The sequence below is a fragment of the Pseudodesulfovibrio hydrargyri genome (assembly GCF_001874525.1).
GTDB lineage: Bacteria > Desulfobacterota > Desulfovibrionia > Desulfovibrionales > Desulfovibrionaceae > Pseudodesulfovibrio > Pseudodesulfovibrio hydrargyri.
In genome coordinates this window covers 113,030-137,955 of the sequence record NZ_LKAQ01000001.1, presented here as the reverse complement: position 1 = coordinate 137,955, position 24,926 = coordinate 113,030, and the positions used below count along the sequence as shown (strand labels likewise).

Annotated in this window: 27 protein-coding genes; 20 read left to right on the top strand and 7 right to left on the bottom strand. The window is 63.3% G+C overall.

The window, feature by feature from the left end; all coding sequences use genetic code 11:
* Positions 1 to 8: 8 nt before the first annotated feature.
* The 4 genes from BerOc1_RS00680 (at position 9) to BerOc1_RS00665 (ending at position 6,502) form a co-directional block, all read left to right on the top strand.
* Positions 9 to 848 carry an LpxI family protein gene (locus BerOc1_RS00680; RefSeq protein WP_071544480.1) on the top strand — a complete coding sequence of 280 codons (840 nt, stop codon included), beginning with the start codon at positions 9 to 11 and terminating at the stop codon, positions 846 to 848.
* A gap of 132 nt (positions 849 to 980) precedes the next feature.
* Complete coding sequence (locus BerOc1_RS00675; RefSeq protein ID WP_071543807.1) at positions 981 to 1,880, top strand: damage-control phosphatase ARMT1 family protein; 900 nt, start codon at positions 981 to 983, stop codon at positions 1,878 to 1,880.
* Entirely contained in the window at positions 1,873 to 5,028 is a 3,156-nt protein-coding gene (locus tag BerOc1_RS00670; RefSeq protein WP_084640984.1) for an AsmA family protein, read from the top strand. Before BerOc1_RS00675 ends, BerOc1_RS00670 begins: the two co-directional genes overlap by 8 nt.
* Before the next feature lie 85 nt (positions 5,029 to 5,113).
* Positions 5,114 to 6,502: a YhjD/YihY/BrkB family envelope integrity protein gene (locus BerOc1_RS00665; RefSeq protein WP_071543805.1), complete on the top strand. Its 1,389-nt coding sequence runs from the start codon at positions 5,114 to 5,116 to the stop codon at positions 6,500 to 6,502.
* Positions 6,503 to 6,511: 9 nt separating this feature from the next.
* Here the strand turns inward: BerOc1_RS00665 and tgt are convergent, their stop codons facing one another.
* On the bottom strand, positions 6,512 to 7,630 hold the full coding sequence (gene tgt, locus BerOc1_RS00660; RefSeq protein WP_071543804.1) for a tRNA guanosine(34) transglycosylase Tgt: 1,119 nt from the start codon (positions 7,628 to 7,630) through the stop codon (positions 6,512 to 6,514).
* Positions 7,630 to 8,265, bottom strand: coding sequence for an endonuclease III (gene nth, locus BerOc1_RS00655; RefSeq protein ID WP_071543803.1), 636 nt, complete (start codon positions 8,263 to 8,265; stop codon positions 7,630 to 7,632). The genes tgt and nth overlap by 1 nt, the downstream gene beginning before the upstream one ends.
* A gap of 120 nt (positions 8,266 to 8,385) precedes the next feature.
* On the opposite strand from nth, the gene cutA reads away from it, so the two are divergent.
* The 12 genes from cutA (at position 8,386) to pal (ending at position 18,200) form a co-directional block, all read left to right on the top strand.
* On the top strand, positions 8,386 to 8,715 hold the full coding sequence (cutA, locus tag BerOc1_RS00650; protein WP_071543802.1) for a divalent-cation tolerance protein CutA: 330 nt from the start codon (positions 8,386 to 8,388) through the stop codon (positions 8,713 to 8,715).
* Between the two features lie 72 nt (positions 8,716 to 8,787).
* Positions 8,788 to 9,723 carry a carbohydrate kinase family protein gene (locus BerOc1_RS00645; protein WP_071543801.1) on the top strand — a complete coding sequence of 312 codons (936 nt, stop codon included), beginning with the start codon at positions 8,788 to 8,790 and terminating at the stop codon, positions 9,721 to 9,723.
* 31 nt (positions 9,724 to 9,754) lie between these two features.
* Complete coding sequence (locus BerOc1_RS00640) at positions 9,755 to 10,837, top strand: phosphotransferase family protein (RefSeq protein WP_071543800.1); 1,083 nt, start codon at positions 9,755 to 9,757, stop codon at positions 10,835 to 10,837.
* Between the two features lie 2 nt (positions 10,838 to 10,839).
* The gene (locus BerOc1_RS00635; RefSeq protein WP_071543799.1) at positions 10,840 to 11,427 is read left to right on the top strand and encodes an adenylyl-sulfate kinase; all 588 of its coding nucleotides are present in this window, start codon (positions 10,840 to 10,842) and stop codon (positions 11,425 to 11,427) included.
* A 74-nt stretch (positions 11,428 to 11,501) separates the two neighbouring features.
* The gene (miaB, locus tag BerOc1_RS00630; protein WP_071543798.1) at positions 11,502 to 12,848 is read left to right on the top strand and encodes a tRNA (N6-isopentenyl adenosine(37)-C2)-methylthiotransferase MiaB; all 1,347 of its coding nucleotides are present in this window, start codon (positions 11,502 to 11,504) and stop codon (positions 12,846 to 12,848) included.
* A complete protein-coding gene (locus tag BerOc1_RS00625) occupies positions 12,842 to 13,336 on the top strand; it encodes a bifunctional nuclease family protein (protein WP_071543797.1) in 495 nt (164 codons plus the stop codon). Before miaB ends, BerOc1_RS00625 begins: the two co-directional genes overlap by 7 nt.
* A gap of 7 nt (positions 13,337 to 13,343) precedes the next feature.
* Entirely contained in the window at positions 13,344 to 13,994 is a 651-nt protein-coding gene (locus BerOc1_RS00620) for a histidinol phosphate phosphatase domain-containing protein (protein ID WP_071543796.1), read from the top strand.
* 139 nt (positions 13,995 to 14,133) lie between these two features.
* Positions 14,134 to 14,838 (top strand): MotA/TolQ/ExbB proton channel family protein, encoded by a 705-nt coding sequence (locus BerOc1_RS00615; protein ID WP_071543795.1) that lies wholly within the window; start codon positions 14,134 to 14,136, stop codon positions 14,836 to 14,838.
* A gap of 9 nt (positions 14,839 to 14,847) precedes the next feature.
* Entirely contained in the window at positions 14,848 to 15,264 is a 417-nt protein-coding gene (gene tolR, locus BerOc1_RS00610; protein WP_071543794.1) for a protein TolR, read from the top strand.
* A 21-nt stretch (positions 15,265 to 15,285) separates the two neighbouring features.
* Positions 15,286 to 16,209, top strand: a complete 924-nt coding sequence (locus BerOc1_RS00605; protein ID WP_071543793.1) for an energy transducer TonB — start codon at positions 15,286 to 15,288, stop codon at positions 16,207 to 16,209.
* Between the two features lie 5 nt (positions 16,210 to 16,214).
* On the top strand, positions 16,215 to 17,522 hold the full coding sequence (locus BerOc1_RS00600; protein WP_071543792.1) for a beta-propeller domain-containing protein: 1,308 nt from the start codon (positions 16,215 to 16,217) through the stop codon (positions 17,520 to 17,522).
* A gap of 120 nt (positions 17,523 to 17,642) precedes the next feature.
* Positions 17,643 to 18,200 carry a peptidoglycan-associated lipoprotein Pal gene (pal, locus tag BerOc1_RS00595; protein ID WP_071543791.1) on the top strand — a complete coding sequence of 186 codons (558 nt, stop codon included), beginning with the start codon at positions 17,643 to 17,645 and terminating at the stop codon, positions 18,198 to 18,200.
* Positions 18,201 to 18,533: 333 nt separating this feature from the next.
* On the opposite strand, the gene BerOc1_RS00590 is transcribed toward pal, so the two are convergent.
* Entirely contained in the window at positions 18,534 to 19,019 is a 486-nt protein-coding gene (locus tag BerOc1_RS00590; RefSeq protein WP_071543790.1) for a phosphatidylglycerophosphatase A family protein, read from the bottom strand.
* Positions 19,020 to 19,227: 208 nt separating this feature from the next.
* Here BerOc1_RS00590 and BerOc1_RS00585 point away from each other — a divergent pair, with 208 nt between their 5' ends.
* Together BerOc1_RS00585 and BerOc1_RS00580 are read left to right on the top strand one after the other, a co-directional pair.
* Positions 19,228 to 19,716, top strand: coding sequence for a GNAT family N-acetyltransferase (locus BerOc1_RS00585; RefSeq protein ID WP_071543789.1), 489 nt, complete (start codon positions 19,228 to 19,230; stop codon positions 19,714 to 19,716).
* 76 nt (positions 19,717 to 19,792) lie between these two features.
* Complete coding sequence (locus tag BerOc1_RS00580; RefSeq protein WP_071543788.1) at positions 19,793 to 20,362, top strand: class I SAM-dependent methyltransferase; 570 nt, start codon at positions 19,793 to 19,795, stop codon at positions 20,360 to 20,362.
* 22 nt (positions 20,363 to 20,384) lie between these two features.
* On the opposite strand, the gene BerOc1_RS00575 is transcribed toward BerOc1_RS00580, so the two are convergent.
* The 4 genes from BerOc1_RS00575 to BerOc1_RS00560 form a co-directional block, all read right to left on the bottom strand.
* Complete coding sequence (locus BerOc1_RS00575; protein WP_071543787.1) at positions 20,385 to 20,807, bottom strand: GNAT family N-acetyltransferase; 423 nt, start codon at positions 20,805 to 20,807, stop codon at positions 20,385 to 20,387.
* A 48-nt stretch (positions 20,808 to 20,855) separates the two neighbouring features.
* The gene (locus BerOc1_RS00570) at positions 20,856 to 21,356 is read right to left on the bottom strand and encodes a DinB family protein (RefSeq protein ID WP_071544479.1); all 501 of its coding nucleotides are present in this window, start codon (positions 21,354 to 21,356) and stop codon (positions 20,856 to 20,858) included.
* Between the two features lie 189 nt (positions 21,357 to 21,545).
* A complete protein-coding gene (locus tag BerOc1_RS00565; RefSeq protein ID WP_071543786.1) occupies positions 21,546 to 22,439 on the bottom strand; it encodes a glycosyltransferase family 2 protein in 894 nt (297 codons plus the stop codon).
* Positions 22,432 to 23,049 carry a Maf family protein gene (locus BerOc1_RS00560; protein ID WP_071544478.1) on the bottom strand — a complete coding sequence of 206 codons (618 nt, stop codon included), beginning with the start codon at positions 23,047 to 23,049 and terminating at the stop codon, positions 22,432 to 22,434. Before BerOc1_RS00560 ends, BerOc1_RS00565 begins: the two co-directional genes overlap by 8 nt.
* A gap of 204 nt (positions 23,050 to 23,253) precedes the next feature.
* On the opposite strand from BerOc1_RS00560, the gene BerOc1_RS00555 reads away from it, so the two are divergent.
* Positions 23,254 to 23,976: an OmpA/MotB family protein gene (locus tag BerOc1_RS00555; RefSeq protein WP_071543785.1), complete on the top strand. Its 723-nt coding sequence runs from the start codon at positions 23,254 to 23,256 to the stop codon at positions 23,974 to 23,976.
* A 16-nt stretch (positions 23,977 to 23,992) separates the two neighbouring features.
* On the top strand, positions 23,993 to 24,880 hold the full coding sequence (locus BerOc1_RS00550; RefSeq protein WP_071543784.1) for a motility protein A: 888 nt from the start codon (positions 23,993 to 23,995) through the stop codon (positions 24,878 to 24,880).
* The last annotated feature ends 46 nt before the right edge of the window (positions 24,881 to 24,926 follow it).

Here is a 24,926-nt window from a genome sequence, read left to right as displayed (position 1 = left end):
AATACGGCATGACCGAGCCTGTCAGCACCATCGGCCTCATTGCCGGAGGCAAGCAGTTCCCCGTTCTGGTGGCCCGTGGCGTCAAAGCCAGGGGCCACCGGCTCGTGGTGGCCGGGTTCACGGGCCACACCAATATGGACGTGGCCCCGCTGGCCGACGTCTTTCGGGAACTCAAGCTTGGCAAGCTCAACCAGCTGATCGGCTTCCTCAAGGACGAGAAGGTGGACAAGGTCATCATGGCCGGGACCATCGAGAAGCCCAAGGTCATGGACATCCGCCACCTGGACATGCGGGCCATCAAGCTCGTCCTGGGCCGCAAGGACAAGGGCGACGCCGCCCTGCTGGGCGTCATCGCCCGGGAGTTCGAGAAGGAGGGCATGACCGTGGTTCCGGCCCATGAATACATGCCGGACCTGCTCTCGCCCGAGGGGGTCATGACCCGCCGTCGGCCCAACGACCGGGAGTGGAGCGACCTCAGGTTCGCCTGGGACGTCGCCAAGGAGCTCGGCCGGTTGGACGTGGGCCAGTGCGTGGTGGTCCGCGAGGGCATCGTGGCCGCCGTGGAGGCCCTGGAGGGTACGGACGAGACCCTGCGCCGAGGTTTTTCCTACGGCGGACCGGAGTGCACGGTGGTCAAGGTCTTCAAGCCCGGCCAGCAGAAGGAGGTGGATCTGCCGAGCCTCGGCCTGGACACCCTCAGGCTCATGGCCGAGGGCAAGGCCACCTGCCTGGGCGTTGAGGCGGGCAAGAGCCTGTTCTTCGACCGTGAGGCGGCCATCGAGTTCGCCGACCGGGCGGGCATCTCCGTGGTCGGCCTGACCCCGGATTGTTTTCCCGAATCTTCCTGATCTATTCCGAACGATTCCGAACCCCGCCTTGCCAATGGCGGGGTGTTGTGCGATTACTCTTTGAAGTCATGGAGTTATGGTCGGCCATATTCTCCGTGATCCCGAATTGCCCTATCAAAGACGGATTGCCCCATGGATACTGCCCTCGAATGCATGCCCTGTTTCAGGCGAATGGCGGTCAGGGAGGCGGAGATCGCCTGCCCTGACGACCCCGCCCTCCGCGAGGAAATCGTCGCTCGGTGGGAGGCTTTGCTTCCCCGGCTGGACATGGACGAGCCGCCGCCGGCCATCGCCCGCCAGTTGGCCGAACTGGTCCGCGAGATTTCCGGCTGCACCGACCTGTACGCGCAGGACAAGCGGGAGGCCAACGCCTTTGTCCTCGGGCTGCTGCCGTCGCTGGAAGAGCGGGTGGAGGCCCAGCGCGGCGCGGGCGACCCTCTGGGCCTGGCCCTGGAGTTGGCCATCATCGGCAATTACATCGACCGGGGCGTGGAGCTGGATTTCGACCTGGAAAAGGAGTTGGCCGAGGTGGCCGAATCCGTGTCCCCGAAAGTGCTGGCCGTCTTGCGCGAAAAGCTGGTCCGGGGAGCGTCCGTGCTCATTCTGGGCGACAACACCGGCGAGATCGTCCTCGACACCCTGTTGGTCCGCGAACTGACCCGGCTCGGCTGCGAGGTGACCTACGCTGTCCGCTCCCGGCCCGTGCTCAATGACGCGACCATGGCCGACGCGAGGACCGTGGGCATGACCGAATTGTGCTCCGTGGTGGAGTCCGGCGTGGACACGCCCGGCACGGTTCTGAGCCGCTGCACCGTCGAATTCATCGAGCGCATGCGCCGAAGCGACGTCATCCTGAGCAAGGGGCAGGGGAATTTCGAGGCCCTGGACGGGCTCTGGCCCGGCGTGTTCTGTGCCTTCAAGGTCAAGTGCCCGCGTATCGCCCGCAAGACAGGCCTCGAGTTCGGGGCGAGCGCCCTGTGCATGAGCGTCCGCGAACGTAGCGACAACGGGGACGGGGAGGAGCATGCTTAAACGGTTGCCGCGCATCCTGATCGAGTGCCTGGTGGCGCTCATCCTGGTCTGCACCGGCGTGCTGCTGTGGGCGTCTTATTATATCGACACAGGCGAGTTCCGCGCCCGGTTCACCCAGACTCTGGAGGCCATCCTGGCCCGGCCCGTGACCCTGGAAGGGGACCTGGACATCGCGATCTGGCCCCGGCTGGCACTGACCGTGGAGGATTTGGCCATAGGGGAGGCCCCGGGCTTTGGCGACGGCCCGGCGGCCCGGTTCGACGACATCGACATCAGCGTGCGGATCATCCCGCTTCTTTCCCGGCGCATTGAAGTGGATTCCCTGGATCTTGCCGGGGTCGAGGGAGTCCTGGTCCGCGACAAGGCGGGCGTCTTCAACTGGCAATCCATGCTTGAGCGGAGCGGGCGCGCCATGTCCGGCCCGTCCCCGGACCAGGAATGGACCTTTGCCGTGGACAGTGTGGAGATCACCGACGCCGAGATTCTGTTTCGCGACGAGATGGCTGGCACCGAATACAAGCTCTCCGGCATCGACATCCACACCGGGACCGTGACTCTGGGAGAGGACGTGCCGTTCTCCCTCCGGAGCGACTTTTCCTGGGCCGACCAGGGGATCAAGGCCGATCTGGTCCTCAAGGGCATGGTCCGGGTCATGGACGACGGCACCCCGCCGGTCTTTTCGCAGGCGAGCGTACAGGCCAGGGTGTACGGCGATTTCCTGCCCGACAAGGCCGAACCAGGCGAATTCATCGCCAGGATGGACCTGGACTGGGACAAGCGGACCGTGGCCTTCGAGGATTTCAAGGCCAGCCTGTTCGGCTTGCTCGCCGAGGGCGACATGACCTCCGGCGACCTGGAGAAGGGGCTGGACTTCAGGGGGCACATCACCGTGCATCCCTTCGCGCCGCGCCGGCTCATAGCCCAATACGCTCCGGACCTGCCGATCAAGGACGTGGACGGATTGAACAGCAGCGCGCTGGCTTCCTACGTGCACGTCACCGAGGACGGAGCGAGCTTCGAAAACCTCATCCTGACCCTGGACGACATCACCGTGCGCGGCCAGTGCGGCTTCAAGGACTGGACTCGTCCGGTCTTCGATTTTGCCCTGCGGGCCGACACCATCGATCTGGACAACTACCTGCCCCTGTTCCGCACCGGCACCCCGTTCGTCTGGGACGACTTCAGCCTGCCGTTCTTCCGGGCCTTCCGGGGCAGCGGCACGATCCGGGCGGACGGCTTCGATGTCCTGGACACCCTGGTCTCGGACATCCGTCTGAATGTGGACGCCACGGACAGGGGCATCGCCTTTGACGCCGGGGCCATCCGCGAAGGCCTGGCCTCCCTGGGCGGGAGCATGACCGTGGTCCTGGGCGAGGCCGGGAAGGGCGAGCCGACCCTGGCCCTGAACGGCGTGCTTGACGCCGAGTCCCAGCGGCGCGGGTTCGAGTTTTTGCACCGCACTCCGGTGCGTTTCGACGGACCGGGCACGGCCCACCTGGAATTCTCGGTCCCGGCCATGTCCTGCCCGCCCGAGGTCCGTTCCATCTACATCCTGCAGCATCTTACCGGCCTCGTCCGGTTATCCCTTGGACAGGGCAGGGCCGAGGCCAGGCGGATAAAGGGCGATCCGCTCTCCCTGGAGTATTCCAAGGCCGACCTGGAATTGAAGGTCCGTCCCGATGGAAAAGGTGCCAAGGGCGTATGGAACTCCGTGCTGTCCGCGGGGTTGAAGCTGCGCAGCGGCGGCGACCTTGAATCGGTAAACGTCACGGCCGAGGGACCGTTTTCCACGGCTGTCGACGAACTCCGCGCCAAGAGCTCCGGCATGGCCGTCAATGGCTACCTGACCACCTCCCTGTTGCCCAAGGCGGCCAGTCGGCTGACCTTCGGAGGCAAGGTCGCCTTCGACTCCAAGGGCGGCGAGGCGGCCCTGACCGACACCGTGATCCAGGCATTCGAGACCACGCTGGCGGGCGACGCGCGGCTGGCGGGCGGGGCCAAGGACCGGCGGGTCGAGGGCAGCCTGTCCGTTGCCCAGGCCGATCCCAAGCGAATCGTCTATCTCCTGACCGGCGAGAACATCCGCACCAGGGATACCGACGCCCTGCGGAGCGCGTCCCTGAAGACGCGGTTCAAGGCCGATGGTGAGGGGTTCACCCTGAGCGAGCTGAGCGGCGAACTGGACGGCACTCCGGTCAAGGGCCATGTGGTCGCCACCGGGTATGCGCATCCCCTGTTCGCCTTTTCCCTGGCCGCCGGGTCCTTTAACCTGGACCGCTACCTGACGCCCGCACCGGCTCCCACCTTGAGCGACGTCCGCGAGGGCAGGGAGCCCGAGTCCACACCCACCGACCTGCCGCTCGAATTTCTCCGTTTTCTCAAACTCAACGGCAAGGTCCTCTTTCAGGAGTTCACCCTGGCCCGGGTCCGCAGCGAGTCGTTGGAAGGATTTGTCCGTGCCAACGAGGGAGCCATCCATCTGGCCGAAGTGCAAGGCAGGATCCACGGGGGGACGCTCAAGGCGGACCTGGAGGGCCAGGCGGACGAAAAGGCCCTGGACCTGCACCTGGTTCTGGACGTGAACGGCATGCAGGCCGGTCCGTTCATGGAGGACATGGCCGAACGCGAATATCTGCGCGGAGAGACGGACATCAAGGCGGACCTGTACAGCGTGGGACGGACCGACGACGACATCCTGGCCAACCTGGACGGCACGGCCTCGCTCCGGATCACCAACGGATCGTTCAAGTTCACAGGATGGGACCTCAAGCCCAAGCAGGCCAATGCGGGCCGGACCCTCCAGATCGGCGCGGACGTGCAGCGCAAGACCGAAGGGCGGACGACCTTCCGCCGGGCATCCTCCGAGGCCACGGTGAAGCAGGGGGTGTTCACCCTCGACCAATTCCGGCTTGAGGCCCCGCCCGTGTTGCAGTCTTACGGAGAGGGAGGCTTCAGCCTGCCCGCCAACACCATCGACCTGTCCATTCGCAACGATTTCGTGGCCGTGCCGAGCGTGACCCTGCATCTGACGGGCAAGCTGACCGACCCCAAGGTGGAGGTGCCCACGGGCAAGATCGTTAACGACACGGTGCTGAACATCCTGAGCCTGCCCAAGAAGTCCTTTGAATTTCTGCGGGATCTGTTCTGATCGGAGGACAGCGGGCTTGCCTGCGCGTTCGCAAAAGATGTAAGCGACAACCAGGACGAAACCTCAATTCCAACGTGGAGCGGTCATGAGTCTGGCGCGGAAGGTCATACAGCTGAAGAGGCGGTTGGTGGAGGACATCTGGGAGCGCAACACCCCGGAGACGCCGTACTGGTTGCGCACCTGGCGGGGTGCCTGCCGCCTGCTCTACCTGGTGTTCTTCAGCTTCGTGAAGGATCAGACCATCATCCGCGCGGCGGCCCTGACCTTCACCACCATCCTGTCCATCGTCCCGTTCCTGGCCGTGGCCTTCTCCATCTCCAAGGGGTTCGGTTTCCAGAACACCGGCAAGATGCGCGACCTGATCCTGCACCTGACCACGGGCCAGCCCGAGGTGGCGGACAAGATCATCGAATACATCGACCGGACCAATGTTCAGGCCCTGGGCTGGGTCGGCGTGGTCACATTGCTCTTCACCGTCCTCTCTCTGGTGGGGACCATCGAAAAGGCCTTCAACGTCATCTGGAGCGTGAACAAGGGGCGGTCCGCCTGGCGCAGGATCACGGACTTTTTCCCGATCATCCTCTTTGGCCCGATCTTCCTGTTCATCGCTTCGAGCTTCAACTTCAGCCTGCAGAACCAGGACTTCATCGCCCGTCTGATGAGCCTCAAGGCCATCGGCTATCTGGAGACCGTGTTCCTCAAGGCCGTTCCCTATCTGCTGATCATCATGGCCTTTTCCATGATGTACGCCTTCATTCCCAACACCCGCGTGCGCGTCCGGGCCGCGCTCCTCGGCGGCGCGGTCGGCGGGGTGCTGTGGCAGATGGCCCAGTGGCTGTACATCAACTGGCAGATCGGCGCGGTCAAGTACAACGCCATCTACGGCAGCTTCGCCCAGCTGCCGCTGCTTTTGGTCTGGATCTATCTCAGCTGGGTCATCGTCCTGCTGGGGGCCCAGGTCAGCCACGCCTGGCAGAACATCAATTCCTTCGTCAAGCAGCGCTATTTCGGCTCGGCCACGCCGTATGAACGGCAGAAGATCGCGGTGCTGATGATGGTCGTGCTGGCCAAGCGATTCCACGACGGCGGCCAACTGCCGTCCGTGGAGGAGATATCCGACGGCCTCATGGCCCCGGCCACCCTGGTCTCGGACCTGTTCCGCGTGCTGCAGCAGGCGGGCTACACCATCCCGGCCGAGGTGCCGGGGTGCGAGGTCTATGCCCCGGCCCGGGAATTGGCGGACGTGCGCGTGCTCGACGTCATCCGGGCCGTGAACATGGAAGGCGAGCAGCGTGTCTTTGCCGAGTTCGACCAGAAGTACGGCTTCCTGGACAGTATCCTGGGCGGTCTGGGCGAGGCCACGGCCAACAGCGAGGCCAACATGACCCTGCTGCAATGCGCCGAGGAATACCCGGGCGCCGTGTTCGGCATCGTCCCGGAAGACGAGGCGGGCCGTTGCCCGCAGCGTTCCTGATCCCGAAGCCTAGCGCTGGCCGTAGGCCGCTTCGTATCTGCCCTTGAGCTCGCGGAAGGAGCCTTCCTCGATGGCCTTTCTGATCTGTTTCATCAGGTCCAGGTAGAAGTACAGGTTGTGGTAGGTGTTCAGCCGGTAGGAGAGCAGCTCCTTGGCCATGTACAGGTGGCGCAGGTACGCCTTGGTGAAGTTGCGGCAGGTGTAGCAGCCGCAGTTCGGATCCAGCGGCGAGTCGTCCTCTGCGTATTCGGCGCGCTTGATGTTGATCTTGCCCGTGGAGGTGAACAGGGTCCCGTTGCGGGCGTTGCGCGAGGGCAGGACGCAGTCGAACATGTCCACGCCCGCCGAGACCCCTTCCAGGATGTCCAGCGGCGTGCCCACCCCCATGAGATAGCGGGGCTTTTCATGCGGCAGCTTGGGCGCGATGTGGTGCAGGATGTCGTACATCTCCTCGGTGGACTCGCCCACGGACAGGCCGCCGATGGCGAACCCCTCGAAGTCGATCTCGCGCAGCTGTTCAAGGCTGCGGTCGCGCAGGTCCTTGTAGAATCCGCCCTGGACGATGCCGAACATGAGCTGGCCGCCGCTGCCCTTGGGGTAGTGGTCGCGGCAGCGCCGCGCCCAGCGGGTGGTCATCTCCAGGGACTTCTCGGTGTAGGCGCGGTCGTTGCCGTAGCCCACGCACTCGTCGAGCACCATCATGATGTCCGAGCCGAGGTTTCTCTGGATGTCGATGGCCTTTTCCGGGGAGAAGAAGTGTTTGGACCCGTCGATGTAGGAACGGAACTCCACGCCTTCCTCGGAGAGCTTGCGGATGCCCTCCAGGCTGAAGACCTGGAACCCGCCGGAGTCGGTCAGGATGGGCCGCTTCCAGCCCGCGAACTTGTGCAGGCCGCCGCGCCGGGCGACCAGATCGTCGCCGGGCCGCAGGTACAGGTGGTAGGTGTTGCCCAGGATGATCTGGGCCTCCATCTCCTCCAGGTCGAGCGGGGTCAGGCTCTTGACCGTGCCCTGGGTGCCGACCGGCATGAATATGGGCGTCTGGATGTCGCCGTGCGCCGTGCCCAGGGTGGCGCGCCGGGCCAGGTTGTCCGTGGCGTGGATGGTGAAATCGCCGGGCCTGGTCATTACGCGACCCCCTTTTTCGGGCAGATGTCATTGAGCTCGCAGATGTCGCACTTGGGCTTGCGCGCCGGGCAGACTTCGCGGCCGAAGAAGACCAGGAGGTGGTTGACGTCGCCCCAGGTCTTGCGCGGAAAGAGCGGCATGAGGTCTTTTTCGATGGGAATGGGGTCGGTCTTGGTGGTCAGCCCCATGCGGAAGGCCAGCCGTTTGACGTGGGTGTCCACGGCGATGCCCTCGTTCACGCCGAACGCGTTGGCCAGGACGATGCTCGCGGTCTTGCGGGCCACGCCGCCGAGCGTGATCAGTTCGGCCATGGTCCGGGGCACCTCGCCGTTGTATTCGCTCATGATGCGTTGCGCCGCGGCCTTGATGTTCTTGGCCTTGTTGCGGAAGAATCCGGTGGAACGGACCACGTCCTCGATTTCGGCCACGTCGGCCCCGGCCGCGTCTTCGATCGTCGGCCAGCGTTCGAAGAAGACCGGGGTGACCTTGTTCACCCTCTCGTCCGTGCACTGGGCGGACAGGGCCGTGGCCACCAGCAGTTCCCAGGCCGTGGTATAGTCCAGGGCCGGTTTGGGGGTAGGGTATCGTTGCGAGAGACGGTCGAAAATTTCGGCTGCGCGTTCTTTCTTGTTCATACATACTCCGTGTCGGAGGGTTGTTAGCATCTGCGGCCGCTCGGCTCAAGCGCCAAGCTTTCCCCGCGCCGGTTGCGTCCGCTGCCGAACCATGTATCATCAATAAAAATGGAGGAGCCCATGTCCGAGTCGTTCATCTACATCACCTGCGCCGACGAGGCCGAAGCCGAGGCCGTCGGGGGGATGCTCGTGGAGAAGCGGCTGGCCGCCTGCGTGAATATCCTGCCCGGCATGCGCTCGCTCTACTGGTGGCGGGGCAAGGTGGAGCGGGGCGAGGAGACGGTGCTCATCGCCAAGACACGGGACGACCTGGTGGAGGCGCTAACCGAAGCCGTCCAGGCGGCCCACGGCTATGAGGTGCCGTGCGTTGTCTCCCTGGCGATCACCGGAGGCAATCCGGATTTCCTTACCTGGATCAGGGACGAAACGACCGGGGCCGTTAAGGAATAAGGGCCCCCGTTGACAGGGGGACGGGCATGCACGTAGGTTCCGGTCAACCGAATTCGTTTCTAAGGAGTATTCATGCAGATCTACATTTCCGGGTCTCTGGCCTTCGACCGCATCATGACCTTCCCCGACAAGTTTTCCAATCACATCTTGCCGGATAAAATACATATTCTCAACGTCTCCTTCCTGGTGGACGGGCTGGTCGAACGCTTCGGCGGCACGGCCGGCAACATCGCCTACAACCTGTCCCTGCTCGGCGAGAAATCGACCATCCTGAGCCAGGTGGGCAAGGACTTCGGCCCCTACGACGAGCGGCTCCAGCACTACGGCATCGCCCTGGACGGCATCCGGACCATCGAGCAGGAGTTCACCGCCGGGTGCTACATCACCACGGACATGTCGGACAATCAGATCAACGGATTCAACCCCGGGGCCATGAAATACCCCAGCCAGTACGACATGACCCGCATCGACCCGTCCGACGCCATGGGCCTGATCGCGCCGGGCAACGTCAACGACATGGTCGATCACCCGAGATATTACCGCGAAAACGGCATCCCCTACATCTTCGACCCGGGCCAGCAGATTCCGGCCCTGGGCGGCGACAATCTGAAAAAGGCCATCAACGGCGCGGAGATTCTGATCGTCAACGACTACGAGTTGGAGATGGTCATGAAGTCCACCGGCATGTCCAAGGAGGACATCGTCGGCCAGGTCGGCTACCTGATCACCACCCTGGGCGAAAAGGGCTCCATGGTCAGTTGCAAGGACGGCGACACCACCATCGGCGTGGTCCCGGCCAGGGAAGTGCTCGACCCCACCGGGGCCGGGGACGCCTTCCGCGCCGGGCTGCTCAAGGGACTGTCCATGGGCAAGACCGTGGCCGAATCCTGCAAGCTGGGCGCCACCTGCGCCACCTACGCGGTGGAGTTCAAGGGCACCCAGGAGCACACCTTCACCCTGGAGGAATTCACCGAGCGCTACGAGTCGGTCTTCGGACCACTGACGTAGCCTGCGGCCCGATGGGGCCGAGGAGGGCGACATGATCGAACTCAAGGTCCAGGCCATCGAAACGTACCTGCGGCGCGTGTACGGCGACGGAGTCCGCCTTCTGGGCGCGGGCGACATCGGCAGTCTCAACGCCCAGGGCATGAAGGGTTTCGGCTACGGCAAGCCTCTTCTGGTCCGCTTTCAGGTCGGCAGCGAGGTCCGGGAGGCCGTGTTCTCGGTCATGAAAGGGGACAAGTACGGCCATCAGTTCTACTGGGACCGGGCGGCCATCCTCATGTTCCAGTACGAGACCTCGGCCCGCATGCCCCGCCATGTCCATCCCCTCGGATTCGGCTACGTGGACGGCGCGGACGCGCTCATCCCGGTACGCGACCCCAAAGAGTTTTTCATCGTCAACGAGAAGCTCGAAGGGCACGATTACTTCCTGGACCTGGAACGCATCCGCAAAAGCGAACTGCTCGACCGGGACCTGGAAACGGCCCGCGAGTTCGCCCGCTGGCTGGCCGGAGTGCACGCCGAAAAGCTCGAAGACCCGCCCCTGTACTCCCGACGCATCCGCAACCTGCTCGGGGCCAGCGAGTGCATCCTCGGGCTGGTGGACGAGGCCTTTCCCCGGGACTACGCCTTTTTCGGCCCGGATCGGTTCAAGACCCTGGAAAAGCGGCTCATCGACTGGCGCTGGAAACTGAAGGGGTATGCCCACCGGCTGAGCGCGGTGCACGGGGATTTCCACCCGTGGAACGTGCTGGTTTCCGACGATGGGGACTTTTCGGTGCTCGACCGCAGCCGGGGCGAGTGGGGCGAGCCGGGCGGCGACCTGGCCTCCATGGCCGTCAACTATCTGCTCTGGGCGCTGTACGACCACGAGAAGCTGGCCGGTCCCTTCCGGGAACTGTACCTGGCCTATTTCAGTGAATACCTGGAGCGCACCGGGGATACCGAGGTACTGGAGGTCCTGGCCCCGTTCTGCGTCTTCCGCGGTCTGGTTATCGCCTCGCCCGAGTGGTACCCCGACCACCCCGATCCGGTGCGCCGCCGCTTGTTCAATTTCGTGTCCAATGTCCTCGAAGACCAGGTCTTCGACTGGGAACACGTCAACCGGTACCTGGAGTAGCCATGGCCGACCGGACCGGGGAAGGCTGGGCGATCTGGGTGGTCGGCCTGCCCGGCAGCGGCAAGTCCACCCTGTCGCGCGGCCTGCGCGACGCGCTGCAAGGCCGGGGCGTGGACGCGGTCCTGCTGCAGATGGACGAGCGGCGCAAGGCCTATTTCCCGGAACCCGAGTACACTCCCGAGGAGCGCGAGACGGCCTACCGGATGTTCGCCGAGGAGGCGGCCGGATTGGCTCGCGAGGGGCGTAACGTGATTCTGGACGGCTCCGCCTACCGGGTGTCCATGCGCCGTACCGCCCGGGAAAAAATTTTTCGCTTCGCTGAAATCTTCGTGCATTGCGACCTGGAAACGGCCATGGTGCGCGAGGCCTCCCGGCCTGCGGGAAAGGTCATGGCCGACCTCTACCGCAAGGCCCTTGTACGCAAGGAAACAGGGTATGATTTCGATGGATTGGGTGATGTCGTCGGGGTGGATGTCCCCTTTGAGCAGGACCCCTTGGCCGAGTTCGTCATCGACAACACCGAACTGACCGAAGAAGAGACGTTGAGAAAAACCTTGCACTTTGTAGACACTTGGCTCGCCAGTGTATAATTGCCCCCTTAACCGTGCCGAAATATCGGCCTGAAACGAAAAGGACCGGCCGCATTGCGGCCGGATGAACGGATATGAAATTTCACATCACCACCTTCGGGTGCCAGATGAACGTCCACGACTCGCAGTGGCTTGCCCGCGCCCTGGAAAGCAGGGGGTGGGAGGAGACCGGCGCCGAGGACGCCCAGGTCTACATCCTGAACACCTGCAGCGTGCGCGACAAGCCCGAGCAGAAGGTCTACAGCGAACTCGGCCGGGTGGCCGCGCACCTCAGACGCGACGAGAACGTCTTCGCCGCCGTGGGCGGCTGCGTGGCCCAGCAGGTGGGACGCGGCTTTTTCGAGCGCTTCCCCTTCGTTAAGCTGGTTTTCGGTTCGGACGGCATCGCGGGCGCGCCCAACGCGCTCGAACGCATTGCGGCGGGCAGAGAGGAGCGCGCGGCCCTGCTGGATTTCGTGACCCTGTACGAGGAACGCGAACAGCCCGACCAGCCCGTGGCCGCCGATGAATCCCGCCAGGCCTTCGTCAACATCATGCAGGGGTGCGACAACTTCTGCGCCTACTGTATCGTGCCCTATACCCGGGGCCGCCAGAAATCGCGCACCCCGGAGGCCATCCTGGACGAGTGCCGTTTGCTGGTGGAAGGCGGCGTGCGCGAAATCACTCTGCTCGGGCAGAACGTCAACAGCTTCGGCCTGGACAAGGGCGGGGTGGGCGTCAGCTTCGCCGAGCTCCTGCGTTCCGTGGCCGCCATTCCCGGCCTGGACCGGCTGCGCTTCACCACCTCGCACCCCAAGGACATCGCCGGGGAGGTCATCCGGGCCTTCGGCGAGCTGCCGAACCTGTGCCCCTCCCTCCACCTGCCCATGCAGGCCGGGTCGGACAAGGTGCTCAAGGCCATGCGCCGCAAGTATGACATGGAACGCTACCTGTCCATCGTGGACGGGCTGCGCACGGCCAGGCCGGACATCAGTCTGACCACGGACCTCATCGTGGGCTTTCCCGGCGAGACCGAGGAGGACTTCCAGCAGACCCTGGACATGGTCGAGCGGGTGGGTTTCGAGTCGAGCTTTTCCTTCAAGTATTCCGACCGGCCCGGCGTGGCGGCCGTGAATATGGAGCCCAAGGTCCCGGCCGAAGAGGCTTCCGAGCGGTTGCTGCGCTTGCAGACTCTGCAAAATAATATTACTAGAGAATGTCTAAAGAATCTTGTGGGCGCGCGGACCGACGCGTTCATGGAAGGGTTGAGCCGCATGCAGGACGGGGACGCCGTCTCCTGGAAGGGGCGCGACCCGGCCGGGCGGATCGTCAACGTCTCCATGTCGGAGACCGCTGGATTGACCGGCATGATGGTCCCGGTGAGGATAGTGGAAGCCAAGAAACACTCCCTGGTGGGAGAGAGGACGGGCGAGCCGTGGTAAAGGTCGAAATTTTCGGACTGGCGGTGGACGAGGCGGGCAAGTCTCCGATCATCGTCCTCAAGGACGAGGAAGAGACCAGGGTCCTGCCCATCTGGATCGGGGCCATGGAGGCCATGGCCATATCCATGGCCATCAACAAGGTGCCGTTCCCCCGGCCCATGACCCACGATCTGCTGCTCAACGCCGTCCGCTCCCTGGGCGGCACCGTCAATCGCGTGGAGATCACCGACATCGAGAACGGGACCTTCTTCGCCGAGATCGTGGTCTCGGCCAAGGAGGAGACCCTGCGCCTGGACAGCCGCCCGTCGGACGCCATTGCCCTGGCCGTGCGCGCCGAATGCCCCATCTTCGCGGGCGAGGCGGTCCTCAATGAGGCCGGGGGCGCGTTCCCGGATCATCCCGAAACGGTCATCAAGACGGAAAACGCCGACAAGTGGCAGGAAGAATTGGACAAGCTCTCAGAAGACGACATCAAATACAAGATGTAGGCCCCGCATGATCGATCTGCACACCCATACCATTTTCAGCGACGGGGAACTGATCCCCGCCGAACTCGTCCGCCGGGCCGAAGTGCTGGGCTACAAGGCCCTCTGCATGACCGACCACGCGGACGAGGCGACCACCTACCACATCCTCGAAAACGTGCTTCGCTTCGTCAAGAAACACGGGCACTTCTTCGACATCAACGTCCTGGCCGGGGTCGAACTGACCCACGTGCCGCCCGCGCTCATCGCCGAGATGGTCAAGAGCGCGCGTGACGCCGGAGCGCAGGTGGTGGTCATGCACGGCGAGACGCCGGTGGAGCCCGTGGCCCCCGGCACCAACCTGGCGGCCATCGAGGCGGGGGTGGACATCCTGGCCCATCCCGGCCTGATCACCGACGAGGAGGTCAAGCTCGCCGTGGAAAAGGGAGTCGCCCTGGAGATCACCACGCGCGGCGGACACAGCTACACCAACGGCCACGTGGCCGCCATGGCCCGCAAACACGGGGCGAAACTCGTGGTCAACAACGACGCCCACGCCCCGCGCGACCTGGTGGGCGAGGATCTGCGCAGGACCATCGCCCTGGGCGCGGGGCTGACGGTGGACGAATACCGGCAGACCGAGGCCAATGCGTGGGAAATCGTGCAGCGGTGCATGAAATGATGTTTCCGGTTCGTCGCAAATCCGTGACCATGAAGGCGTAGACACGTACAGTACAACAGGAAAGCCGAGGCTTGCTTGAGGCCCGGCTTTCTTCGCATGAAGCGGGCCCGACGGCCCATAGACCCGAAAAGGTGCAACCATGAATTTTCTGCCCGACAACTCCATCCTGTCCCTGCTTGCCGGGGCGACCCTGGCGGTCAAGCTGGTCATGCTCTTTCTGGGATGCATGTCCCTGTGGAGCTGGACCATCATCTTCTTCAAGTTCTTCACCATCGGCACGGCCCGCAAGAAGGTCATCCAGGGCTACGACGCGTTTGTTGCCGCAGGTGATCTGGCCAAGGGAATCAAGGGGTTGGGCGACAAGGACGACTCGCCCCTGGCCCGGGTCTCGTCCCTGGCCGTGAAGGAGTTCCGGCTGCTGGAAAAGGCCGACGTCAACCGCGAGCGCAAACGGCTGCTGGTCAAGGACACCCTGCGCCGCGTGCTCAAGCAGGGCATCTCCAAGGAGATGCGCTCCCTTACCCGCAACCTGCCGTTTCTGGCCACCTGCGCCAACGCGGCCCCGTTCATCGGCCTGTTCGGCACGGTCTGGGGCATCATGCACTCGTTCCACTCCATCGGCATGGCCCAGAGCGCGGCCCTGGCCACAGTGGCGCCCGGCATCTCGGAAGCGCTCATCGCCACGGCCATCGGATTGCTCGTGGCCATCCCGGCGACCATTTTCTACAACTATTTTCTGGGCAAGCTGAACGAGGTCGAGTCCGGCATGGTCGACTTCGCCGGGGCCTTCCTGAACCGCGCCGAACGCGAGATCGCCTGGGCCGACAAGCCCGAGCGGGACTAGGAGCGAGCCATGGCGATCAAGACCGGCGGCGGGTTCCTCAACGAGATCAACGTCACGCCCTTTGTGGACGTGATGCTGGTCCTGCTGATCATCTTCATGGTCACGGCCCCGCTCATGACCCAGGGGGTGGAGGTGGACCTGCCGACCACGCGCACGGTCCGCAACCTGCCCCAGGATTCCGAGCACCTGGTCCTGTCCGTGAAGAAGGACGGCACGATCTTCCTGGACGAGTACCAGGTGGCCCTGGACGAGCTGCAGGCATACATCCAGCGGCTGGTGGCCAAGCAGAAGAAACAGCTCTTCCTGCGCGCGGACAAGGAAGTCCCCTACGGCACCGTGGTCCAGGTCATGGGCGAGATCAAGGCCGCGGGCATCGACAGGCTCGGCATCGTGGCCGAACAGCCCAAGCAAGACAAAAACAAGTAAATCTCCAGAGTTGCTATAGATATGCGGCAGGGCCTCGGTTTTCTCCTCTCCCTATTGTTCCACGCGGGCATATTCGTCTTCGCGCTGTACGGCGTGAACTATACGGCCACGCGCGTGAACATGGACCGGCCCGTGTACAACGTGGACCTGATCTCCCTGGCGCCGCCTCCATCCGGCCCGCCCGTCAAGGTGCAGGCCAAGGCCGAGGCTCCGGCCCAGGCCCCGAACGTGCCTGTGGTGGAGGCCAAGCCCGAGCAGGCCGAGGCCAAGCCCGTGCCCGTGGTTGAGGCCAAGCCTGAGCCCAAGCCTGAACCGAAACCCGAGCCGGAGCCCGAGGTCAAGGACATCAGCCCCAAGAAGGTCGAGAAGAAGACCGTGGTCAAAAAGAAAGATGACCCAAAGCCGAAACCCGAGCCCAAACCCAAGCCGAAGCCCGAACCCAAACCGGAGCCTAAACCGAAGCCCAAGCCGCAGAAGACGGCACAGCAACTGCTGGCCGAGGGCATGGCCGCGGCCAAGGCCCAGGCCAAGCGCGAGGAAGCGGCCAAGCAGAGCGCCCTGTCCAGCGCTCTGGACAACCTGAGGAGGCAGGAGGGTAGCGGCGTCTACGAGCACGGCGGCCAGGAGGGCGGCCGGGAAGGCGGGACAGTGGGAGGCATAGGATCCGGTGTGACTGATATGTATACAACAAAAGTCAGTTTTACCATCAGGAGAAATTGGACATTTTCAGTAACTAGGGATGTGAACCTCAGGGCTGTCGTTGAGATATCCATTGCGGAAGATGGCAAGATTCTTTCTTCGAAGATCGTGGAATCCTCGAATAACTCATTATTTGATACTTCTGCATTACGAGCGATCAAGTATACCGAGTATGTGGAGAAACCGCCTACCGAGCGTGAGCGGCGTATCAAGGTCGTTTTTAACAGTCAGGACCTACCAGAGTAGACAGTATGAAACAGATAACTACATTTTTTGCCTCATTTGTCCTCATGTGTCTCACGGCCGCGCTCGCCTCGGCCCAGGGCATCCCGACCGTAGACATCCATGGCCCGGGCCAGCGGATTGTCAACATAACCCTGCTTCCGCCCAAGGGGCTCGACGGTCAGCCCGTGCCCGCTGCCGAGGCCAAGGCGTTTGCGGAACTGGTGGCTACCGACCTCACGTATATTCCGTTCCTCAAGCTGGTTTCGCCTAGCACGCTGCTTGGCGGCGACCCGAGCCACGGCGTGACCGCAGAGGACATCGATTTCAAGCCATTCCAGCTGGCCCGCGTTGACCTGTGCATGACCACGGGATGGAACGGCCAGTATCTTGAGGCCCGCGTGTACGAGACCTTCAGCGGCCGCCGGGTCGTGGGCAAGGCCTACCGCGACGTGGCCGACAAGCTGCCCATGGTGGCCGACCGGTTCTGTTCCGCCTTCCTGGAGGCTCTGACCGGCAAGAAAGGATTCTTTGATTCGCCCATCGCCTTCGTCAAACAGGTGGGCAAGACCAAGGAGATCTACACCGTCCTGCCGCAAGGCAGGGGGCTTACGCAGATCACCGACCTGGGCGGATTCAATCTCAGCCCGGCCTGGTCCGCCAACGGCGACCAACTGGCCTTCACCCATATCGGCAACGAGCGCCACGAGCTGTGCATTTACGATCACAAGACGCAGAAGATCCGGCGTATCGCCAAGGGGCTGGGTGACACGGTCATCAGCCCGGTCTACGGACCGAACGATGTGCTTTACGCCTCGCTGAACCTGAACGGGACGACCAACATCTACGAATTGAGCAAGACCTTGAAGGTCGGCAAGCGGCTGGCCGCAAGCCCGTACATCGACGTCTCGCCGAGCTTCGACCGCACCGGTTCCAAGATGGCCTTCACCTCGGGCAGGGCGGGGAATCCGCATATCTACCTTCTGGACATGAAGTCCGGCCGGGTCCAACGCGTGACTTCCACGGGCAAATACAACACCCATCCGTGCCTGAGCCCGGACGGGCGGTACGTGGCCTACACTCACCAGACCTCGGACGGGCATCGTATCTATCTGCACGACCTTGAGACCGGGCGCGAAAGGCAGCTGACCTTCGGTCCGGGCAACGACGAATATCCGGCCTTCGGCCCGGATGGCTACTTCGTGGCCTTCGCGTCCAGCCGGACCGGTCAGTACCAGCTGTACCTGACCACCCGGCACGGAGACGCGCCGCGCAAGATATCCACTGGTAAGGGGGCGGCCTTCGCGCCCGCTTGGGATACGTCCCTGCAGTGGTAATTGACATATAATCAGGGTTGATTTTTATCTGGGAAAAGGTACACCGTAAAATGTGCGAAAACCGAGCGCTCTCGGGTTACTGTAAATAAAGCCGAGCGACGGCTCTATCAAGGAGTGAGCATGAAAATCAAATGGTATGTTGGAATGGTGGCCCTCATGGCCGTGTCCCTTCTTCTCTTTGCCGGCTGTGCAAAGAAATCCACAACCACGGAGCCGACCGAAGGTTCGGTCGGAGTCCAGGACGATAGCAACACCAAGTGGACTCCGCCGCAGCAGGAGTCTGGTGTAGATGAAGCCACCTTGGCCGCCGAGGCGCAGGCCCGGGCCAAGGCCGAGGCCGTCCAGGAACTGACCAGCGTGACCATCCACTTCGCCTTCAATTCCTATGAACTCAGTGACGAAGCCCGTTCCGTCCTGGCCCAGAAGGCCACCATCCTGCGCAAGTTCGACGGCGTCAACGTGGTCATCGAAGGCCATTGCGACGAGCGCGGTACTGAGGAATACAACCTCGCCCTCGGCGAGCGCCGTGCCCGCGCCGCCTACGAGCACCTGGTCATCCTCGGCGTGGAACCGGAACGCATGAAGATCGTCAGCTTCGGCGAAGAATATCCCGTGGACCCCGGCCACAACGAGACCGCCTGGGCCAAGAACCGCCGCGACGAATTCGTGGTCAAATAGCCTGGCGAGAATATAGCCAAAGTAAAAAAACGCCGCTCATATGAGCGGCGTTTTTATTTTGCCTCCGGCGGCCAGGGGAAGGGGGAAAGGAAAACCTTTGAAAAGGGCTTTCCTTCCCCTGGCCCCTCATCCCCTTTTCCTTCCGAAACTTTTTGTATGCGCATATGCGCGTGAGGCGTTAGGAGGAACGAAGTATTGCTTTTCCCCTACATGCGCGGAATCGAAACCTCGGTGAGCGGAGAAGCGCGGCGGACAGTAGTGTGCGCTCCCCGCGAAGCGGCAACAAAAGGTTCTCTGGCCGTCGGAGACGCCCGGCCGCCGGAGGCATTTCTTTTACCCGATTACGGAAACGAGGTAGGCAAGGAGATGCAGGCAGCCCATGGCGTAGAGTCCGGCCACGCCGTCGTCGATCATGACGCCGAAGCCGCCGGGAAAGGCTGTTTCGGCCCATTTGACGGGCCAGGGCTTGAGGATGTCGAAGACGCGGAACAGGGCGAAGGCGGCGGCCAGATACCATAGGGGCATGGCTTGGTAGAACAACAGGGTGAGCCATTGGCCGAAGAGTTCGTCCACGACCACGCAGCCGGGGTCCTTTTCGCCCATGACGGTTTCGGCCCGGTCACAGGCCCAGGTGCCGAGGAGGAAGACGCCCACGAGCACGGCGGCACGCCAGGGCAGGGGCAGGGTCAGGAATAGCGAGGGCGCGGCCACGGTGGCGGCCAGGGAGCCCCATGTGCCGGGGGCTTTGGGAAAATGGCCCACCGGGCCGAGGGTGGCCACGGCGAGGGCCAGCTTGTCGAGGGGATGCGATGCGGACATGGACGGACTCCGGGCTGCGGTTTACGGCCTTGATAATCGGAAACGCGGCCGCAGGCAATGGTCGAAAAGGAACCCCTGTAGTTGGTCCGTTGGCAACCATCGGGGCGGCCGTTCATCAAATCTTGCATGCCGGGCAAAGGGCGTTTATTGTCTGCTTCGCCAACCGATATCGAGATCGGCAACACCCGGGAATCCAAGGAGTAAACCCATGCAACCCGCCACCGACAGAGACCTCCCGAGAATCGTCGACATCTACAACTCCACGGTGCCCACGCGGCTTGCCACCGCCGACACCGAACCGGTCAGCGTGGAGTCAAAGCGGGCCTGGTTCGACAATCACGTGCCCGGCAAGCGGCCCATCATGGTCGAGCGCATCGACGGCGAGGTGGCGGCCTGGGTCAGTTTCGAATCTTTCTACGGCCGCCCGGCCTATGCCCGTACCGCCGAGATCAGCATCTACATCGCTCCCGAATACCGGCGGCAGGGGCTGGGCAGGAGGCTGCTCAAGGAGTCCCTGGACATGACCCCGGAACTGGGCATCCGGACCGTGGTGGCCTATATCTTTTCCCACAACGAGGGGTCCATGCGGCTGTTCGGTTCCTTCGGGTTCGTGACCTGGGGCAAGCTGCCTGACATTGCCGAGATGGACGGCAAGCGCTACAGCCTGTCCATCCTGGGCAAACACGTCAATCCATAGTCCGACCGGCGGTTTTGACGCCGCCGGTCCCGGCGCGTATCCTGACACGAAATCAACTTCTTTACCTGGAGCACCCATGGACGTGAAGCCCAAGGCCGCCGGAAAAAGCAGCATCAACCACATCGACCAGGACCTCGCTTTCGAAAACATCATGGTCGGCTCGCGGGCCACGTACCTCGATCTCGGCTGCGGCGCGGGGAACTACACCCTGGCTCTGGCCCGTCGGCTGGGCGCGGGCTCCCTGGTCTACGCCCTGGATCTCTGGGAGGACGGCATCGCCGCCCTGGCCGAGAGCGCGCGCGAGGAGGGGCTGGGCAATGTCGAGCCCAAGGTGGCCGACCTGTCACAGCCGCTCCATCTGCCCACCGGCTCGGTGGACGCCGCGTTCATGGCCACGGTGCTGCACGACCTGCCGGAATCGGCCCGGCCCGGACTCATGGAGGAACTCTGCCGGGTGCTGGTGCCCGGCGGCATCTTTGCGCTTATTGAGTTCAAGAAGTTCGCCCAGGGCCCGGGGCCGTCGTCTCCGGACAAGCGCATCGGCCCGGAAGACGCCGATCGGCTGACCGCGCCCCACGGGTTCGTCCGCGACACGGTGGTCGACCTGGGCGAGTTCACCTACCTGGCGCGGTACATCAAGAAGTAGTGCGCGGTGTCTGGAGGGGCGGTTATTCGATGAAGCCCTTGTCCCGCATGGCGTCGGGATTGGCGAACCGCGCCATGCCCGTCTTCATCCTGCTGAAGCCCTGCTTCCGGTAGAATCCTTCCTTGCCGGGCGCGGCGTACAGGATGACGTTGCAGTCGCCCACGCCGGCCAGGACGGCGTCCATGATCCTGGTCCCGAGCCGGTGCCCTTGATACTCCGGGAGTACCGCGCAGTCATAAATCGCCGCCTGGTACGCGCCGTCCGAGAGGGCCCGGCCGAAGCCGATCAGCCTGTCCCCGTCGTAGACGAACACTGTGGTGTGGCTGGCCTTGAACGCTTTGGCGTGCACCCCGGGCGCATGGTGGGCCATGCCGACCTCTTTCAGGATGTCGGCCACGGCCTGCCAGTCCACGCCCGCGCAATCGTTCTCTATCCGTAAATCCATTGTGTATCCTTTTTGCCCGCCTCGCCCGGCAAGGGCGCGGTTTCATCATTAGAGTTTAGACAGATATTCGTCCCTGGTCAGCCACAGTTCCTCCATCCGGTACATGTGCCAGTGGTCGTGCATGAGAATGTGACGGGTGAAGATGAACAGCCCGTACTGCTCGTATTCGGGATGGATCGCGGTCCGTTTCCAGTCGTCGGCAGAGGCGTTTTTCAGTAGTTCGAGCTGTTTTTTCCGTCCTGCCCTGAAGTTGGCGATGATTTCATCCACCGGGATCAGGGGCGGCTTTTCGGTTTCCTTCTCCTGGTCCGGGGAGAACGGCACGAACTGGGGCACGTCCTCGGTCAGGATACGCCGCATCCGCTCCAGTCCCATGGGCTGGACATCGGCCAGGTGGGCGGCGTGCTCGCGCAGGGTCCAGAACCCTTCCCCGCGCTTGATGTCCAACGCCTCGGCCGGGATGGACCGAAGCAGGTCGTCGAATATCGCGATCGCCCCTTCCAGGGCGTCGAGGATTGCGGTGATGGTTTTTTCCGGTGTATCGGTCATGGCGGTCTCCATTTTGGGGATTGAGGAGGAGCTGGCGAGGCGTGCCAGAAGGAGGCCCGGCAGCAGTTCCAAGTAGTGAACGATGATACCCGAACGGAGCAGGACTTCAACCTTCTTGGTCACGGTGGGCCATCATTTATTCCGGTGGGGCTGGTCCGTTAAGCCGAAGGGGGGATCGGGAAATCCCGGCTACCGGCCCCGGATCTTTGCCGCCAGGGAGAGGGCCGCATTCCGCCGTCTCTCATTCCCCCTGGAATGAAACTCCTCGGCCCTTGCGGTCAGGAAGTCGACATAGGCCTTTTGCCGCGCGGCGGACAGCTCTTCACTGTGGAGCCTTGCGAGATCGGGGGGCACGGCTTTGCGCTGGATAAGCGCGTTGGCGTAGAGGAAGGCGAGCGGGTCCTTTCTGACCAGTCCCGTCATCTGGCCGTCGATCTGCCGATGGATGAAATAGTCGCCGGTGTGTTCGGGGATGTGATGAAATTCGTATCGGGCCGCCATCCGGCGCCAGAGATCAAAGTCCACCAGTATCCGCAGCCGCTCGTCCAGGCCGCCCACCGCGGCGAAGCATTCCCGTCTGTGCGTGACGGACAGCCAGGTGATCCTGTTGCGAGCAATGAAGTCCCGGAATCCTACCGGTGCGTCGTAGAGGAGATTTCGCGAGGCCTCTTTCTCGTTGCCGCGCCGGTCCCGCTCAAGGACGATTCGGTGCGTGTCGGAATGGTGGAACATCGCTTCCGGATTCAGATCGTACCGCTCGAAATGCGTCCGCAGATGGTTGGGCAGCCACTGGTCGTCGTCATCCAGGTAGGCGATGAATTCGCCTTTCGCGTGGCGGAACGCCTCGTTTATGGCTGCGGATTTCCCCTTGTTGTCTTCGAAGTTCAGCAGGGTAATGCGTTTTGATAGGAATGAGTTGGCGATCCGTGAGACATCCTCGCCGCCGTCGTTGACCAGGATCAGCTCCCAATGGGGATATTGCTGCTTCACGATGGAACGTATGGCCAGCGGGAGCCTGTCGGCCCGATTGTACGTGCTCATGAGCACGGAAAAGAGCGGGGAATCGCCTCGGGGATTACCCATCGGACGGCATCCGGGGCTCGACGCAGCCCGTGGCGGTCAGCACCTCCAGGACTCGCGCCACGGGCAACCCGACCACGTTGGTGTAGGAGCCGCGTATGGCCGTGACCAGGAAGGTGCCCACACCCTGGATGGCGTAGGCCCCGGCCTTGTCCATGGGCTCGCCGGTTTCGATGTAGCTCATCAACTCGCCCTCGGTGGACACGCGCATGTCCACGTCCGTGCTCACGGCCTCGGACACGGTCTTGCCGTCGGGCAGGACCACGCAGAATCCGCTGACCACCTGGTGAGTGGCGCCGGACAGGGTGGTCAGCATCTCCAGGGCGTCAAGCCTGGACCTCGGCTTGCCCATGATCCGGTCGCCCAGGACCACGGCGGTGTCCGCGCCGATGATCGTCGCGCCCCGGAAGCGGGCGGCCACGTCCAATGTTTTGAGTTCGGCCATGCGCAGGACGTAGCTGGCGGGCGACTCGCCCGGTCCGGGCAAGGGCTCTTCAAGCGGGCTCGGGTGCACGTCGAAGGTCAGGCCGAGGTCGGACAGCAGTTCGCGCCTGCGGGGCGAGCCCGAGGCCAGGACAAGGGGGGAACGATTGCGGAAGGGGCCTTTTTGCATGCCCGGAATGTTCCCCATATCCCGGCCCGCGTCAACGACGGACTCTTGACGCCGGGTCCGCATCCCCGTCGGGGAGACCGTTCACGAACTGACATGTATCGTAACTTTTCCGGTCATTCCGGTCGATTATCACCCTGGCAGGTTTTTTGCTTTATATCGTGCGCGCGGGAATGCAGCCGTGCGTTCGAGAACGCGGGAGCGACAATGCAGAAGATGGATACAAAGATGGATTCGGGATTCACCTCGTTTCACCAGATGGAAGGGGAGGACCCGGCTCGAGGGGCCAATGACTGGGCCGTGCCGTGGTCCGACCTGATGATGGTCATGTTCGTGCTCTTCGCCGTGCTGTTCATCTACGCCAGCACGCGGCAGGACGTGAAGGTCCTGTTCAGCAGGCAGACTGCGGAGAAGGCCCAGTCGGCCAGCGCGCTCGATCCGCTCATCGGGCTCATCGGGCAGATCGCCAGCCGGACCGCCACCGGCGGGTCGCAGGACGTGGTCCGCGTGGCCGAGAGCGAGGTCCTGTACCGTTCCCGGACCAACGGTATCACCGTGGTCCGCGAGGCCAGGGGGCGTGTGCGCGTGACCCTGCGCGGCGACCTGTTCTTTGACGGCAATTCCGGGCAGCTCAAGCCCGAGTCCGCGGCCTACCTCGACGAGATCGGGGACCTGGTCCGGCTGAGCGTGGGGCAGGTCCACGTCATCGGGTTCGCGGACCAGAGCGAGGCGCAGGGGGCGCAGAGCTTCACCCTGTCGTCCGAGCGCGCGGCGGGCGTGGCCGACCAGCTCATCAACCGCATCGGCATCGATCCCAAGCGGCTGATGGTTACCGGCCGGGGGGCGTACCAGCCCGAACTGCCCGACACCTCGGCGGCCAACCAGGCCCTGAACCGGCGGGTAGAAATCGTCATTTCCAACAACAGCTGATCGATCGGAGGCATTCATGGGTAGAAAAAATTTCATCGGCATCGGCCTGAGCCTGACCATTTTCGCGGGCAGCTTCATGCTCACCGGAGCGGCCGGGGCGTACTTCAACCTGGCGGCCTTTCTGGTGGTCATCTCCGGCCTGAGCGCGGCCATGCTCATCAGCTACCCGGTGGGGCACGTCAAAAACGCCTTTTCCGTGGCCAGAAACGTCTACTCCAACGGCCGGACCACGGCCGAGGAGATCGTCAATACCCTGCTCGATCTGTCGGTCAAGTCCAAGGTGGACGGCGTGCTCTCCCTGGAACGCTCGGCCAACAAGGCGACCGGTTCCTTCCTGAAAAGCGGATTGTGCCTGCTGGTGGACAACTACAAGGAGGACGAGATCCGCGAGTGCCTGAGCGCGGAGATGGCCTTCTTCAACCTGCGCCGCCAGCAGAGCGAGCGGTTTTTCCAGACCCTGGCCCGCACGGCCCCGGCCTTCGGCGTGGCCGGTTCGGTCATCGGGCTCATTGGCCTGCTCATGGGCATCAACGACACCGCCGTGATCCTCAAGAACATCCCGGTGGCCTTCATCTCCACTCTCTACGGGCTGATCCTGTCCCATCTGGTGTTCTCGCCCATTGCTGAAAACATCAACTATTCCACCAGGGCCGAACTGCTCAACCAGAAGCTGGTCATGGAAGGCATCGTGGCCATCAGCAAGGAGCAGAATTCCTACAAGCTCGAGCGCAAGCTGGCCTCGTTCCTGTCCCCGGCCGAGCGCGAAGGCAAGACCGAGACCCTGCGGCGCATCACCCGTAAATACGTGCAGCGCAAGCGTCAGCCTGTGGAACTTGCGGACATGGCGGATTCGTTGGAGAAGCCCGGAGAGGGCGGCCTGGACAAGGCCAGTGAGGCGGCCTGACCGGAACGGGCCGTCGAAGCGGTCGATTCAGCTGGGAAAGGGGCCT